This is a genomic window from Pseudomonas sp. Eth.TT006 (assembly GCF_054456575.1).
On sequence record NZ_JBTJEN010000003.1, the window covers coordinates 259115 to 273675 of the forward strand.

A 14561-nucleotide genomic window follows, 5' to 3' on the forward strand; every position below is an offset into this window, starting at 1 on the left:
GCGGCCATCACCTGTTTATGTAGCGGAGTCCACCTTGCGTCTGTTTCACACCTCCGACTGGCACCTTGGGCAAAACCTGCACGGCCAGGAGCGCGATTTCGAGCATGCATGCTTTCTCGAATGGCTGCTGCGCCAACTGCAACTGGCGCAGCCGGATGTACTGCTGATTGCCGGGGACATCTTTGACACGGTCAATCCGCCGGTCAAAGCCCAGGAACGCCTCTACGATTTCATCGTCAGTGCCCACGAGCAGCAGCCGTTGCTGACCATCGTGATGATCGCCGGCAACCACGACTCCGGCTCGCGCATCGAACTGCCGGCGCCGTTGATGCGCCGTTTGCGTACCCATGCGCTGGGCCGGGTGTTGTGGCTGGATGACGGCCAGCTCGACGCCGAACGTCTGTTGCTGCCTTTGCCGAATGCCCAAGGCGAGATCGCCGCGTGGTGCCTGGCGCTGCCGTTCCTGCGTCCGGCGGAGGTGACCGGTGCGCATCTGGGCGACGACTATTTGCGCGGCATCGGTCAGGTGCATGAGTGGCTGATCGAAGCGGCGAATGCCAAGCGCCAACCGGGCCAGGCGTTGATCGCCATCAGCCACGCGCACATGGCCGGTGGTTCGGTCTCGGAGGACTCCGAGCGCAGTCTGATCATCGGCAACGCCGAAGCGCTGCCCGCCAGCCTGTTCGGGCCGAGCATCAGCTATGTCGCCCTCGGCCATTTGCACAAGCCGCAGAAGGTCAACGGTGAGGAACGCATTCGCTACAGCGGCTCGCCGATACCGCTGTCGTTCTCGGAGATCGGCTATCAGCACCAGATTCTCGACATCACCCTCGACGGCGAAACCCTGGCCAGCGTTGAACCGAAACTGATTCCGCGCTCGGTCAACCTGCAACGCATCGGCCCGGCGCCGCTGGCAGAGATCCTGCTGCAACTGGCCGACCTGCCGAACATCGATCTGCTCGCGGAAACCCAGCGTCAGCCATGGCTGGAAGTGCGGGTGACCCTTGATGAGCCGCAGCCGGACTTGCGCCACCAAGTGGAAACCGCGCTGCAGGGCAAAGCCGTGCGGCTGGTGCGGATCGCCGCTGAATATGCGGGCAATCGCGGTGCAGACGGTAGCGATGAAGGCAGCGCGTTGATCGAACTGGATCAGCTCACCCCGCAGGAATTGTTCAGCCGCGCCTGGCTCGACAATTACGGCAATGAGGTCGATGAACAGACGCTCAAGGACTTCGCCGAACTGCTGCAGGACGTTCAGATGGAGGACGAGCAGCCATGAAGATTCTCGCCATTCGCCTGAAGAACCTCGCCTCGCTGGCCGGGCCGTTCGAGATCGATTTCACCGCCGAGCCGCTGGCCAGTGCCGGGCTTTTCGCGATCACCGGGCCGACCGGCGCCGGCAAAAGCACCTTGCTCGATGCCTTGTGTCTGGCGCTGTTCGGCGCCGTGCCGCGCCTGAACAATACCGGTCGGGACGCCAAGGTCCCGGACGCTGACGGCGAAATCGCCACCGGCGACCCGCGCACTTTGCTGCGCCGTGGTACCGGGGAAGGCTATGCCGAGGTGGATTTTGTCGGCGTCGATGGCCGGCGCTATCGCGCACGCTGGGAAGCCAACCGCGCTCGGGAAAAGGCCAGCGGCAAGTTGCAGATCAGCCGCCAGAGCCTGCGCGACATCGATCAGGATCAGTTGCTCGCCAGCCAGAAAGGCGAGTACAAGACCCAGCTCGAAGCCGCGCTGGGCCTGAACTTCGAACAGTTCACCCGCGCCGTGCTGCTGGCGCAGAGCGAGTTCAGCGCGTTCCTCAAGGCTGATGACAACGACCGCAGCGAACTGCTGGAAAAACTCACCGACACCGCGCTCTATACCCGCCTCGGCCGTCGCGCGTTCGACAAGACCAAAGAGGCCCGCGAAGCGCACAAATTGCTGCAGGATCAGGCCAGCGGCGTCACCCCGCTGACGCCCGAGGCACGCGCCGAACTGGACGAGCGCTTCAACGCCGCCCAGCAGCAGTTGAAGTTGCAGCAGGCGCAGCTCAAGCAACTGGAACAACAGCACGGCTGGCTCAAGGATTTGCGGCAGTTGCAGGACGCTCAACAAGCAGCGGTCGAGCAACTGCACAGTGCGCAACAGCAGTGGGAGAGTCTGGCCGGCGAACGTCTGCAGCTGACGCGTCTGGAACAACTCGCGCCGCAACGCCATCAGTTCGCGCGCAAGTCTGAACTCGATGCACAACTGACACCTTTGGCGAAGCAGATTGCCGCGCACACTCGCCAGCACGGCGAAGTCGGCGAGCGCCAGACGCAACTGGAGCAGGCGCTGGAGTCGGCCAAAGTTGCCCTCGGTGAGGCGCAGCAACGGCACAGCGAAAGCGCCCCGCTATTTCGTCAGGCATTCGAAGAACAAAGCACCCTCGCCCGCCTCGCCAAGGACACCGCGCACAGCGCCGAGGCGCGCCAGCATGCGGAACAGGCGTGCAGCCAAGGCCAGAGCGCGATTCAAGCGTTGCAGACGAAGCAGGCCGAAGTCGCTGAGCGTCTGCAGAAAATCGCCGCCGAGCTGGAGCAGAGTGCCGCTCTGGCGCCGCTCAGTGATGCGTGGAATGCCTACCGCGATCGCTTGCAGCAACTGATGCTGATCGGCAATCGCCTGAATAAAGGCCAGGCCGAACTGGCCAGTCTCGAACAAAACGCCACGCACAGCGCCGAAGCCCTGGCCACGCAAAAACAGCAACTGGAAGTGCTGTTCAAAGAGGCCGGCGCCGAGCCGGATGCGGTGGCCGAGCAGATCGGTATTCTCGGCAACCTGTTGCAGGACAACCGCAAACAGTTGCGCGCCATCGAAGATCTGACGCGGCTCTGGGCCAGCCAGCAGGAGCTGGAAAAACGCGGCGCCGAGCTGCAGCAACGCTTGCTCGATGCACAGCAGGAACGCGAGCGCCTGACACAGGACGGGGTGAAAACCAAAGCCGAGCTGACGGTCGCCGAGCAAACCCTGAACGTCACCCGTGAACTGCTCGAACGTCAGCGACTGGCGCGCAGTGCCAGTGTCGAAGAGCTGCGCGCGCAGTTGCAGGACGACCAACCGTGCCCGGTCTGCGGCAGTAACGAACATCCGTATCACCAGCCCGAAGCATTGCTACAAAGCCTCGGGCGCCACGATGAAAACGAGCAGGCCACGGCGCAGCAAACGGTGGATCAGCTCAAGGAAAAACTCACCGAACTGCGCGCTGATGTCGGCGGCGTGATCGCCCGGCAAAAAGAGCTGCTGCAACAGCAAGAACAGTTGACTGCCCAGTTGCAGGCGCTGGCGCCGAGTCTTGAGGCGCATCCATTGGCGACGGCGCTGCTCAATCAGGACGCCGACAAACGCGATGCCTGGCTGACCCGGCAAAACGAGCAATTGAACCAGAGCATCACACAGGACGAACAACGCCAGACCGCCCTGCTCACCCTGCAACAGGACGCCGCGCGCCTGACCCAGCAACTGCGCAATGCCGAGACCGCGCATCGGCAAGCCGCGCAGCAGTTGAGCAATCAACAACGCGAACTGAGCAGCGACCGGCAGCGCCTCGACGAGGAACTGACCGCGTTCGCCAGCCTGCTGCCCGCCGATACCCTCGAAGCCTTGCGCCACGAACCGGCGGCGACCTTTATGCAGCTGGATCGGCAGATTGCCGAGCGTCTGGCGCAGGTCGAGCAGCAAAAGGAAGAACTGGCCGAACAGCAGCAACGCCAGCAGACGCTGGAGAAGGAACAGGATCGCCAGCTCAGCCGCGTCCAGCAGCTGCAAACCGCCGAGCAGCAGTTCAATGCGCTGGCCGAACAGCAACAGGCCTGTCAGGCACAACTCGCGCAATTGCTCGGCGAACACAGCAGCGCCGAGCACTGGCAGCAGCAACTGGAGCAGGCTGTGGAGCAGGCGCGCAACGCCGAAACCGCCACGGCGCAGGAGCTGCAGGATGTGCGCACGCAACTGGTGCAGATCGTCACGCAGTTGAAAGCGCAGCAGGAACGCCAGCAGTTGCTGGAACACGAAGATCGCGAGCTGACCGGCAAAATCGCTGATTGGCGCGCACGCCATCCGGAGCTGGATGACGGCGGTCTGGAAGATCTGCTGCGCGTCGATGACGCGGCGCTCAGCGAGTTGCGCCAGCGCTTGCAGCACAACGAGAAAAGCATCGAACAGGCCAAGGTGCTGCTGCAGGAACGTGAGCAGCGCCTGGCCGAGCATCAGGCGCAGCACAACGGCAACCTCGATGCCGAACAACTGGCCAGCGCCCTCGCCGACCTGCAAAACCAGTTCAATCTCAGCGAACAACAATGCGCCGAACTGCGCGCCGAACAGGCGGAAGATCAGCGCCGGCAGAACGCTAATCAGGCCTTGGCGCAGCAAATTGCCGACGCCTATGCCGAGTATCAGCGCTGGGCGCGCCTGAATGCGTTGATCGGCTCGGCCACCGGCGACACCTTCCGCAAGATCGCCCAGGCCTACAACCTCGACTTGCTGGTGCATCACGCCAACGTGCAATTGCGCCAACTGGTCAAACGCTATCGCCTGAAACGCGGCGGTAGCATGCTCGGTCTGCTGGTGATGGACACGGAAATGGGCGATGAACTGCGCTCGGTGCATTCGCTGTCCGGCGGCGAGACCTTCCTGGTGTCGCTGGCCCTCGCGCTGGGCCTGGCCTCGATGGCGTCGAGCACGCTGAAGATCGAATCGCTGTTTATCGACGAAGGCTTCGGCAGCCTCGATCCGGAATCGCTGCAACTGGCGATGGACGCGCTCGACGGCTTGCAGGCGCAGGGGCGCAAAGTGGCGGTGATTTCCCACGTGCAGGAAATGCACGAACGGATTCCGGTGCAGATTCAGGTGCGGCGCCAGGGCAACGGCTTGAGCACGCTGGAGGTGAAATGAACACGCTGTACTCGTTCCGCCGCTGCCCGTATGCCATGCGCGCACGCATGGCCCTGCGTTATTCGGGGGTGCCGGTGGAGATCGTTGAAGTCAGCCTCAAAGCGAAACCGGCGGCGATGCTGACGATCTCGCCGAAGGGCACGGTGCCGGTGCTGGATGCCAATGGCCGGGTGATCGACGAGAGTCTGGAGATCATGCGCTGGGCGTTGGCGCAGCATGATCCGCAGGACTGGTTACTGGGCGGGGATCCACGGATCGACGAGTTGATCGAGGCTAATGATCAAGGGTTCAAACAGCACCTGAATCGCTACAAGTACGCCGAGCGCTATCCCGAGCAGCCGATGGAAGTTTATCGGGCCGAGGGTGCGGTGTTTTTGCAGCGGCTGGATGAGTTGCTGGCCGATCGCGACTTCTTACTGAGCAATCACTTGAGTCTGGCGGATGTGGCGTTGCTGCCGTTCGTGCGGCAGTTTGCGCATGTAGATCGTGAGTGGTTTGCGCAGACACCGTACGCGCGGTTGCAGGCGTGGTTGCAACGCTTGCTTGAGTCCGAGCTCTTTACCGCGATCATGAAGAAGTAACCCAAACTCCTGCCTGCAAAATATCCCCTGTGGTGAGGGGATTTATCCCCGATGGGCTGCGCAGCAGCCCTGAAATCAGACACCTTGGTGTATCAGAACAATCAGTTTGCCGGGTCTGGGGCCGCTTCGCAGCCCATCGGGGATAAATCCCCTCACCACAACGGACTGAGTTTCTAGGCGAGTGCGTTGCACATGCCCAGTGCCATGCAATCCACTTCGAACGGCCCGAGAAAATCGGCCGAGACTTTAACCGGCGGATTGCCGGCCAACAGCCCTTGCGAATTCGCTCGTTCAATATTGTGCGCAATGGTGTGATTGGCCTCTATGGCGCGTGCCAGCGCCCCCACCGAACCCTGTCCGAAGCCGAGTAACGCCGCACCATTGGTCATCAAAGCCAGACCGGCGATGATCCAGAGTCGGTAGCCTTTCATGCTCCACCGACGCTTGCGAGTGCATCCCGATCCACCATCACGTTTTGCGCGCGGTGTTCGAACTGGATGCCGGGGTGGGCGACTTCGATCGGTGCGTCGAAGCTGTGTTGGGTCTGCGCGGCGACGCTGACGAACAGCACCAGCGCCACGTAAAGACCAATGGCCACATAAGCGCCGCGTTTGGCTGAGGTGATGATTGCACTGGCCATGATGTTCTCCGTGGGCAGGTTTCAGTGCCGTCAGGATCGATCAAAAAAGCCGGGGTAACCACTCAGGGTTTCCCATAGTGAACATCAACTTGGTTGATCATTAAGCCAATCTATTCCTGCGCGAAACAACGCCTATGGACGCGCTGAACGCACAAACGTGTAGGAGCTGCCGAAGGCTGCGATCTTTTGACGTTGAAGATCAAAAGATCGCAGCCTTCGGCAGCTCCTACAGGAGATCGTGAGAATCCCCGGGACGGTGCGAAGTCAGAACGGGACTTTCAGTGTTGGGCTTTGTGGTCCAGCGCGGCGTAGAAGTTGGCGCTCTGTTGCAGGTATTTCTGGGTGTAGCTCTGGGTGTGGGATTTTTTGCCGGCGATTTCGACGCTGGCGCTGGCTGGCAGGGCAACGGTAGCGGAGATGGCGGAAGCGGCGATAACGGAGAAGAGATTGAAGTTCATGGCGGTAACCCTCGTGTTCAGTTGGCTGGTTTGCCCGGTTGGGCCGTGAAGCAAACTTAACGCTCGAGGGTTGATCGCTTGAAATGCTTTGTAGCATTACCGGATATCAGCGCGATTAATACATAGAGACAGGCCCCGTAAACCGGGGCCTGTGGCTTATTGTCGCACGATGAATTTCAGGTCACTGGGCGCATCCATCGGCAGTTTTTGCACGGTTTTGCCGAGCAGACCGGTCTTGGCATCGCGTTCGACGACGACAATCTCGTTGCTTTTCTGGTTGGCGATCAGCAGGAATTTGCCGCTCGGATCAAGGCTGAACTCGCGCGGGTGATCGCCTTCCACCGAACGTCTTTGCAACTCTTTGAGCTGGCCGGTCGCCGGATCGATGCTGAACACCAGCAGCTGATTGGCGGTGCCGCGGTTGCTGACGTAGAGGAACTTGCCATCAGCCGACGCATGCAGCGCCGCAGCGGCTTTGTCCGAGGTCGGCTGACCGGCGGCCAGATCGACCAATTGCGTCTGGGTCAGCACGCCATCGTGGTAGTCGAACACCGCGACCTGCGCGCTCATTTCCATGGTCAGCCAGGCATGTTTGCCGTCAGCGCTGAACAGCAGATGACGCGGGCCGCTGCCGGGCGGCAGGCTCACCGACGCGGTTTTCGCCGGGGTCAGCGGCAGCTCCGGGTTGGCTTTCGGGTCGAACTGGTAGATGAAGACTTTGTCCGCGCCCAAGTCATTGGAGAACACGTAGCGGCCATCCGGCGAGGACACCGTCGAATGCACGTGGTTGGACGCCTGACGCTCGGGATTGACCCGGCTCGCCGGGTGCCCACTCATCTGCACCACCGGTTGGAGTTTGCCATCAGCCCCGACCGGCAACACCGCAAGGGTGCCACCCGGGTTTTCCACCACCGAATAGTTGCTGACGAACAGGTGGCTGGCATCGCCGCTGAGGCTCGAATGAGTCGGCTCGTTGCCCAGGCTCTGCACCTGATTGATCAGGGTCAGGGCGTGGGTCTTGGGGTCGATCAAATAGCTGCTGACGCGGCCGACCGGATCTTTCTGGCCAGGGCCGTTTTCATTGACCACGAACAGTCGCTGCTGGTCCCTGGACAGGGTCAGCCACGACGGGTTTTCGGTCTTGACCACTTGCAGTGGCTTGGCGGCGATCTGCCCGGTGGCACTGTCGAAACTCATTCGATAGATGCCCTGGCTGGTGCCGGCGGTGTAGGAGCCGACCAGCAATTGATAGGTCTCGGCGCTGGCACTGGACAGGCCCATCGCGCCGACACTGCCGGCCATCAGCAGGGGCCAGAATTTACGCATGTTCATCAGATTATTCCTCGTCGTCGCTGCTGCTGACTACGTCGCCAAGGCAGACCAGGCGGTGTTCGCCGGTAGTCTTGGTGTCGCTGGCATAGCCAATGACCAGCCAGCTCTTTAAGTCTTCGTCAAACGTCGCTGCTTCAACCTGCGCGGGGGTGAACTCCCAATGCTTGGCCGCGCGGCCATCAATGCATTCGATGTGCAGGTTATCGTCTTCGTCGAGGGCGAATTCGAAGGCGTGCAGGCCGTCGATTTCGACCATGCCGCAGTGTTCGAGGGCGTTGAGAAGGGTTTGGGCAGTCATGGCAAACAGTCTTTCTTGGGGGAAAGGGCGAATGATAGCTCATCGAGCCCCACTGCCCCTGTAGGAGCTGCCGCAGGCTGCGATCTTTTGACTTTGTTTTTAAGATCAAGATCAAAAGATCGCAGCCTGCGGCAGCTCCTACAGGGGTGCGGTGTTAGAGGGCTTCGCGGCTGGGCTTGCCGTCAACCAGGCGCTGGATGCGCAGCGGGTTGGCGTTTTTCAGGGGATCGGGCAGCAAGCTGTCCGGGTAATTCTGGAAGCACACCGGGCGCAGGAAACGATCGATCGCCAGGGTGCCCACCGAGGTGCCGCGCGCATCAGACGTCGCCGGGTACGGCCCGCCATGCACCATCGAATCACACACCTCGACGCCGGTCGGGTAACCGTTGAGCAGGATCCGCCCGACTTTCTGTTCCAGCAGCGGCGTCAGTTCCGGGAAGCGTTCGAAGTCCGCCTGCTCGCCAATGATGGTCGCCGTCAGTTGCCCGTGCAGGCCGTGCAACGCCGCGCTGAGTTCAGCCTTGTCGGCCACTTCGACAATCACCGTGGTCGGGCCGAAGACCTCTTCCTGTAACACTTCATCGCCGCCGATCAACAGGCTGACATCGGCCTTGAACAGTTGCGGCTGTGCCTGATTGCCCTGCTGCGGGTGACCGGCGAGGTGCTCGATGCCGGGGTGCGCCAACAGCTTCTGCAGACCTTTGCCGTAGCTGCCGAGGGTGCCGCTGTTGAGCATGGTCTGCGCCGGTTGATCGCCGATCAAACCGGCGACTTGCTGGACGAACGCGCTGAACTGCGGCGAACGAATGCCGATCACCAGTCCCGGATTGGTGCAGAACTGACCGCAGCCCTGCACCACCGAGGCGGTCAGGTCGCGGGCCACGGCTTCCGAACGTTCAGCCAATGCCTGCGGCAAAACGATCACCGGGTTGATGCTGGACATCTCGGCGAACACCGGGATCGGTTGCGGACGCGCTGCAGCCATGTCGCACAGCGCGCGACCACCCTTGAGCGAGCCAGTGAAACCGACAGCCTGAATCGCCGGGTGCTTGACCAGCCACTCGCCGACACCACCGCCATAGATCATGTTGAACACGCCGGCCGGCATTGCAGTTTTTTCCGCAGCACGAATCACCGCGTCGGCCACTAGTTCTGCGGTAGCCATATGACCACTGTGCGCCTTGAACACCACCGGGCAGCCGGCAGCCAGGGCCGAGGCGGTATCGCCGCCAGCGGTGGAAAATGCCAGGGGGAAGTTGCTCGCACCAAACACCGCGACCGGGCCAAGGCCAATGCGGTACTGGCGCAGATCCGGACGCGGCAACGGTTGGCGCTCCGGCAGCGGCAGATCGATGCGCGCGCCGTAGAAATCACCGCGGCGCAGGACTTTGGCGAACAGGCGCATCTGCCCGCTGGTGCGTCCGCGCTCACCCTGAATCCGCCCCGCCGGCAGCGCGGTTTCGCGGCAGACCACGGCGACAAAATCATCGCCCAGCGCATCCAGTTCATCGGCAATCGCGTCGAGAAACTGCGCACGGCGTTCGGCGCTCAGGCTGCGATAGGCCGGGTAAGCGGCAGCGGCCGCTTTCGCCGCCGCGTCGACTTCTTCCGGCGTGGCCTGAATGAAATCGTGCGGCAGTTGCTCGCCCGTCGTGGCATCGACGGATTGCAGTTTGACCTCGCCAGCCGCACTGCGCTGACCGCCGATGTAGTTGTGACCGAGAATCTGAGTCATGGGAGCTCCTTAAAGGGTGCCAATGCTGTCCGGTTGAAAGGCCGCTTCGGCCGGGGCGATACCGTTGACCAGCGGTGCGCCGAATTCGGCCTGGCTGATCTCGAACACGTCGCCCGGTTGCGTGCGAATGCCATCGGCGAACGACAGGGTCGCGGTGCCGAAGAAATGAATGTGCACATCGCCCGGACGCAGGAACTGGCGGTACTTGAAGTGGTGGTATTCGAGGTTGGCGAGGCTGTGGCACATGTTCGCCTCGCCGCTGAGAAACTCGTTCTGCCACAGCACTTCGCCGTTGCGCAGGATGCGACTGCTGCCGGCCAGATGTTGAGGCAGTTCACCGGTGCGAAGTTCCGGGCCATAACTGCAACTGCGCAGTTTCGAGTGCGCGAGGTACAGGTAATTCTTGCGCTCCATGACGTGATCGGAGAACTCGTTGCCCACCGCAAACCCGAGGCGATAAGGCTTGCCGTCATGGCCGATCACATAGAGCCCGGCCATCTCTGGCTCTTCGCCGGCGTCCTCGGCGAACGGCGGAAGCGCAAAGTCTTCGCCCGGACGCACGACGATACTGCCGTCGCCCTTGTAGAACCATTCTGGCTGCACCCCGGCCTGCCCCGCCGTCGGTTTGCCGCCCTCCACGCCCCATTTGAAAATCCGCATGGTGTCGGTCATCGCCGCTTCGTCACCGGCCTGCTGGTGCATCTTGTCCCGCGCCGAGGCGCTGCCCAGGTGCGTCAGGCCAGTGCCGCTGACCAGCAGGTGCGCCGGATCAGGATGGTCCAGCGGCGGCAGAATGCGTCGGCTGCTCAGCAGCTCGGCGTAGTCATGGCTGCTGCCCAGACCATGGCTGTGCACCTGCTGCTCCAGCGAGCCGCCGGCCTCGATGGCGGCCAGTGCCAGATCCCGCACACTGCGAGCGCCCTGCACTTCGCGGATCAGGCTGTTGTCGACCACGCCAACGCGGCGCTCGCCGTTGCTTAATTCGAATTGAACCAGATGCATATGTTCTCTCCTGTATACGAAACTTCGAAACGCTGCGAAACCTTGTGGGAGCTGGCTTGCCAGCGATGGCGGCGGCCCATTCAGCAATGCTTTGCCTGACAGATCGCTATCGCTGGCAAGCCAGCTCCCACAGGTTCGGCGGTGATTGATGGATATAAGTCAGATTCGGGTAGCGCCACGCGCACTGGCGGCGAACTGCTCGACCGGCAGCACATGCTTTCTTTCAAGTACGCGGTACACCACGCCGGTCAGGATCAAGCCGAACACCATCACGCCTGACAGAAAGTACAGGCCTGAACCAAGATTGCCGGTGTACTCCTTCAACGCACCAATCACGAACGGCCCGATGTAGCCGCCGAGGTTGCCCACCGAGTTGATCAATGCGATCCCCGCCGCCGCACTGGCACCAGCGAAGAAGCGTCCCGGCAAGGTCCAGAACACCGCCGTGCAGGAAAACAGCGCAAACGCCACCAGACACAACGCCGCCAGTTGCGCCGCCGGCAGCGCCAGCCAGGCACTCAGAAACAGACCAATCGCGCCCAGCACATACAGCACCGCCAGATGGCCGTAGCGATCATTCAAACGGTCGGAGCTGCGCGGCACGATCAGCAAGCCGACGATGCCGAAGATGTACGGCACCGACGAGACAAAACCGGTGACCAGATCGCTGCCGCCGAACTGTTTGATCAGCGTCGGCAGCCACAGGCCGAGGCCGTAGATGCTCAAGGTCACCGGCAGATAAAACAGCGCCAGCAGCAACACGCGTTTGTCCTTGAGCGCATGCAGCGGGTTGCCATGACGGGTCTGGCCGTATTCCTGCAGGTCTTTTTGCAGCTGGCCGGTCAGCCAGTCTTTTTCCGCCTGATCCATCCACTTGACTTGCTGCGGGCCGTCCGGCAGCCAGCGCAGCACCGGCCAGGTCAGCAGGATCGCCGGAGTGCCGATGACGATGAACAGCCACTGCCAACCGTGCAGACCGAGAACACCGTCCATGCCGAGCAAGCCGCCGGACACCGGGCCGGTGATCATCATCGCGATCGGTTGCGAAAGGATGAACAGGCCGAGGATCTTGCCGCGATGGCGCACCGGGAACCATTGAGTGATGTAGTACAGCACGCCGGGGAAGAACCCCGCCTCCGCCGCACCGAGCAGAAAGCGCATCACGTAGAAACTGTGTGGGCCCTGGACGAACGCCATGCCGATGGTGATGGCGCCCCAGGTGATCATGATTCGCGCGAACCAGCGCCGTGCGCCAAAGCGTTCGAGCATCAGGTTGCTGGGGATTTCCAGCAGGAAGTAGCCAATGAAGAACAGCCCGGCGCCCAGGCCATAGGCCGCGTCACCGATGCCGATGTCGGCGCCCATGTGCAGTTTGGCGAAGCCGACGGCGGAGCGATCCACATAGGCGATCAGGTACAGCAGGATCAGGAAGGGAATCAGTTTCAGCGTGATGCGGCGGATAAGCCGCAGTTCCTGGCTCATGGGGACGGTCTCCGATTGTTGTTTTTATAGAACCTCGGGGGACGCCTCTCGCGGAATACCGCCAGGGCCGATCCCTCCATCGAAAACGACTATATAGTAATACTAATTACCCAACAACACTTCCAAACCGTCGATTTTGAGCTTATGTTTAGCCGTACCTCGCAAACAATAGTCTTACAATAAGAGAATCGATCATGTCTGAGAAGAAACCCACCCTGCGCTCGGCCCAATGGTTTGGCACTGCCGACAAGAACGGCTTCATGTACCGCAGCTGGATGAAGAATCAGGGCATCGCCGACCACCAGTTCCACGGCAAGCCGATCATCGGCATCTGCAACACCTGGTCGGAACTGACCCCGTGCAACGCGCATTTCCGCCAGATTGCGGAGCACGTCAAACGCGGGGTGATCGAGGCCGGTGGGTTTCCGGTGGAATTCCCGGTGTTCTCCAATGGCGAATCGAACCTGCGCCCGACCGCCATGCTCACCCGCAACCTGGCGAGCATGGACGTTGAAGAAGCGATTCGCGGCAACCCGATTGACGGTGTGGTGCTGCTGACCGGCTGCGACAAAACCACCCCGGCGCTGCTGATGGGCGCGGCCAGTTGCGACGTGCCGGCCATCGTCGTCACCGGCGGGCCGATGCTCAACGGCAAGCACAAGGGCAAGGACATTGGTTCCGGCACCGTGGTCTGGCAGCTCAGCGAACAGGTCAAGGCCGGCACCATCACCATCGACGACTTCCTCGCGGCCGAGGGCGGCATGTCGCGTTCGGCGGGCACCTGCAACACCATGGGCACCGCGTCGACCATGGCCTGCATGGCTGAAGCACTGGGCACTTCGCTGCCGCACAACGCGGCGATTCCCGCAGTGGATGCGCGGCGTTATGTGCTGGCGCACATGTCCGGCATGCGTGCGGTGGAAATGGTGCGCGAAGACCTGCGCCTGTCGAAGATCCTGACCAAGGAAGCCTTTGAAAACGCGATTCGGGTCAACGCTGCCATCGGCGGTTCGACCAACGCGGTGATTCACCTCAAAGCCATCGCCGGCCGCATCGGCGTCGAGCTGGATCTGGATGACTGGACGCGCATCGGGCGCGGCATGCCGACCATCGTCGACCTGCAACCGTCCGGGCGTTTCCTGATGGAAGAGTTCTACTACGCCGGTGGTTTGCCGGCGGTGCTGCGCCGTCTCGGCGAGGCCAACCTGATCCCCAATCCGAATGCGCTGACCGTCAACGGCAAGACCCTGGGCGAGAACACCAAAGACGCGCCGATCTATGGCGAAGACCAGGTGATCCGCACCCTCGACAACCCGATCCGCGCCGACGGCGGCATCTGCGTGCTGCGCGGCAATCTGGCGCCACTCGGTGCGGTGCTCAAGCCGTCCGCCGCTACGCCTGAGCTGATGCAACATCGTGGCCGGGCGGTGGTGTTCGAGAACTTCGACATGTACAAGGCACGGATCAACGATCCGGAGCTGGACGTGGATGCCAACTCGATTCTGGTGATGAAGAACTGCGGGCCGAAGGGTTATCCGGGCATGGCCGAGGTCGGCAACATGGGCTTGCCGGCCAAGCTGCTGGCTCAGGGCGTGACCGACATGGTGCGCATCTCCGACGCGCGGATGAGCGGCACCGCGTACGGCACCGTGGTTTTGCATGTGGCACCGGAAGCGGCTGCGGGTGGGCCTTTGGCGGCGGTGCAGGAAGGCGACTGGATCGAACTCGATTGCGCCAACGGGCGTTTGCATCTGGATATCCCGGACGCCGAACTGGCGGCGCGCATGGCCGATCTGCAGCCACCGCAACAGTTGCTGGTGGGCGGCTATCGTCAGCTGTACATCGACCATGTGCTGCAGGCGGATCAGGGCTGTGACTTTGACTTTTTGGTGGGTTGCCGCGGGGCCGAGGTGCCGCGTCATTCTCATTAAGCGCAAAAGATCGCAGCCTGCGGCAGCTCCTGCATTGGAATGCACTTCCCTGTGGGAGCTGGCTTGCCAGCGATTACGGTCTTTCAGCTGACATTCTTGTTGACTGACACTCCGCTATCGCTGGCAAGCCAGCTCCCACATTTGGCTTGTGTATCTGCCTCAAGATTGTGCCGTGCCTGCTATCA

General features: G+C 61.9%; 12 protein-coding genes. 4 read left to right on the forward strand and 8 right to left on the reverse strand.

Annotation, left to right across the window (positions count from 1 at the left end; translation table 11 throughout):
* Nucleotides 1–34: 34 nt before the first annotated feature.
* From ACXR0M_RS07085 to ACXR0M_RS07095, 3 genes are read left to right on the forward strand one after another with little or no spacing between them, the layout of a single operon-like run.
* Entirely contained in the window at nucleotides 35–1279 is a 1245-nt protein-coding gene (locus ACXR0M_RS07085; protein WP_458831203.1) for an exonuclease SbcCD subunit D C-terminal domain-containing protein, read from the forward strand.
* Nucleotides 1276–4917, forward strand: a complete 3642-nt coding sequence (locus ACXR0M_RS07090) for an AAA family ATPase (RefSeq protein WP_458831205.1) — start codon at nucleotides 1276–1278, stop codon at nucleotides 4915–4917. The genes ACXR0M_RS07085 and ACXR0M_RS07090 overlap by 4 nt, the downstream gene beginning before the upstream one ends.
* Complete coding sequence (locus tag ACXR0M_RS07095) at nucleotides 4914–5498, forward strand: glutathione S-transferase (RefSeq protein ID WP_458831207.1); 585 nt, start codon at nucleotides 4914–4916, stop codon at nucleotides 5496–5498. Before ACXR0M_RS07090 ends, ACXR0M_RS07095 begins: the two co-directional genes overlap by 4 nt.
* A gap of 173 nt (nucleotides 5499–5671) precedes the next feature.
* Here the strand turns inward: ACXR0M_RS07095 and ACXR0M_RS07100 are convergent, their stop codons facing one another.
* The 8 genes from ACXR0M_RS07100 to ACXR0M_RS07135 form a co-directional block, all read right to left on the reverse strand.
* Nucleotides 5672–5929, reverse strand: a complete 258-nt coding sequence (locus ACXR0M_RS07100) for a hypothetical protein (protein WP_458831209.1) — start codon at nucleotides 5927–5929, stop codon at nucleotides 5672–5674.
* The gene (locus ACXR0M_RS07105; protein WP_458831211.1) at nucleotides 5926–6138 is read right to left on the reverse strand and encodes a hypothetical protein; all 213 of its coding nucleotides are present in this window, start codon (nucleotides 6136–6138) and stop codon (nucleotides 5926–5928) included. Before ACXR0M_RS07105 ends, ACXR0M_RS07100 begins: the two co-directional genes overlap by 4 nt.
* A gap of 278 nt (nucleotides 6139–6416) precedes the next feature.
* Nucleotides 6417–6596 carry a hypothetical protein gene (locus ACXR0M_RS07110; RefSeq protein WP_458831213.1) on the reverse strand — a complete coding sequence of 60 codons (180 nt, stop codon included), beginning with the start codon at nucleotides 6594–6596 and terminating at the stop codon, nucleotides 6417–6419.
* Nucleotides 6597–6752: 156 nt separating this feature from the next.
* Complete coding sequence (locus ACXR0M_RS07115; RefSeq protein WP_458831215.1) at nucleotides 6753–7928, reverse strand: lactonase family protein; 1176 nt, start codon at nucleotides 7926–7928, stop codon at nucleotides 6753–6755.
* A gap of 4 nt (nucleotides 7929–7932) precedes the next feature.
* Nucleotides 7933–8226, reverse strand: a complete 294-nt coding sequence (locus tag ACXR0M_RS07120) for a DUF5629 family protein (protein WP_458831217.1) — start codon at nucleotides 8224–8226, stop codon at nucleotides 7933–7935.
* A gap of 154 nt (nucleotides 8227–8380) precedes the next feature.
* Nucleotides 8381–9961: an aldehyde dehydrogenase (NADP(+)) gene (locus tag ACXR0M_RS07125; RefSeq protein WP_458831219.1), complete on the reverse strand. Its 1581-nt coding sequence runs from the start codon at nucleotides 9959–9961 to the stop codon at nucleotides 8381–8383.
* A gap of 9 nt (nucleotides 9962–9970) precedes the next feature.
* A complete protein-coding gene (gene araD1, locus ACXR0M_RS07130; protein ID WP_458831221.1) occupies nucleotides 9971–10963 on the reverse strand; it encodes an AraD1 family protein in 993 nt (330 codons plus the stop codon).
* A 159-nt stretch (nucleotides 10964–11122) separates the two neighbouring features.
* Nucleotides 11123–12445 carry an MFS transporter gene (locus tag ACXR0M_RS07135; RefSeq protein WP_458831223.1) on the reverse strand — a complete coding sequence of 441 codons (1323 nt, stop codon included), beginning with the start codon at nucleotides 12443–12445 and terminating at the stop codon, nucleotides 11123–11125.
* 194 nt (nucleotides 12446–12639) lie between these two features.
* Here ACXR0M_RS07135 and ACXR0M_RS07140 point away from each other — a divergent pair, with 194 nt between their 5' ends.
* The gene (locus ACXR0M_RS07140; RefSeq protein WP_458831224.1) at nucleotides 12640–14376 is read left to right on the forward strand and encodes an IlvD/Edd family dehydratase; all 1737 of its coding nucleotides are present in this window, start codon (nucleotides 12640–12642) and stop codon (nucleotides 14374–14376) included.
* The last annotated feature ends 185 nt before the right edge of the window (nucleotides 14377–14561 follow it).

Bases quoted from the DNA above. Each gene is read 5' to 3' on its own strand.
- ACXR0M_RS07090 (WP_458831205.1), top strand. From the start codon at position 1,276: ATGAAGATTCTCGCCATTCGCCTGAAGAACCTCGCCTCGCTGGCCGGG.
- ACXR0M_RS07100 (WP_458831209.1), bottom strand. From the start codon at position 5,929: ATGAAAGGCTACCGACTCTGGATCATCGCCGGTCTGGCTTTGATGACC.
- ACXR0M_RS07115 (WP_458831215.1), bottom strand. From the start codon at position 7,928: ATGAACATGCGTAAATTCTGGCCCCTGCTGATGGCCGGCAGTGTCGGC.
- ACXR0M_RS07120 (WP_458831217.1), bottom strand. From the start codon at position 8,226: ATGACTGCCCAAACCCTTCTCAACGCCCTCGAACACTGCGGCATGGTC.
- ACXR0M_RS07105 (WP_458831211.1), bottom strand. From the start codon at position 6,138: ATGGCCAGTGCAATCATCACCTCAGCCAAACGCGGCGCTTATGTGGCC.
- ACXR0M_RS07125 (WP_458831219.1), bottom strand. From the start codon at position 9,961: ATGACTCAGATTCTCGGTCACAACTACATCGGCGGTCAGCGCAGTGCG.
- ACXR0M_RS07135 (WP_458831223.1), bottom strand. From the start codon at position 12,445: ATGAGCCAGGAACTGCGGCTTATCCGCCGCATCACGCTGAAACTGATT.
- ACXR0M_RS07095 (WP_458831207.1), top strand. From the start codon at position 4,914: ATGAACACGCTGTACTCGTTCCGCCGCTGCCCGTATGCCATGCGCGCA.
- araD1 (WP_458831221.1), bottom strand. From the start codon at position 10,963: ATGCATCTGGTTCAATTCGAATTAAGCAACGGCGAGCGCCGCGTTGGC.
- ACXR0M_RS07110 (WP_458831213.1), bottom strand. From the start codon at position 6,596: ATGAACTTCAATCTCTTCTCCGTTATCGCCGCTTCCGCCATCTCCGCT.
- ACXR0M_RS07140 (WP_458831224.1), top strand. From the start codon at position 12,640: ATGTCTGAGAAGAAACCCACCCTGCGCTCGGCCCAATGGTTTGGCACT.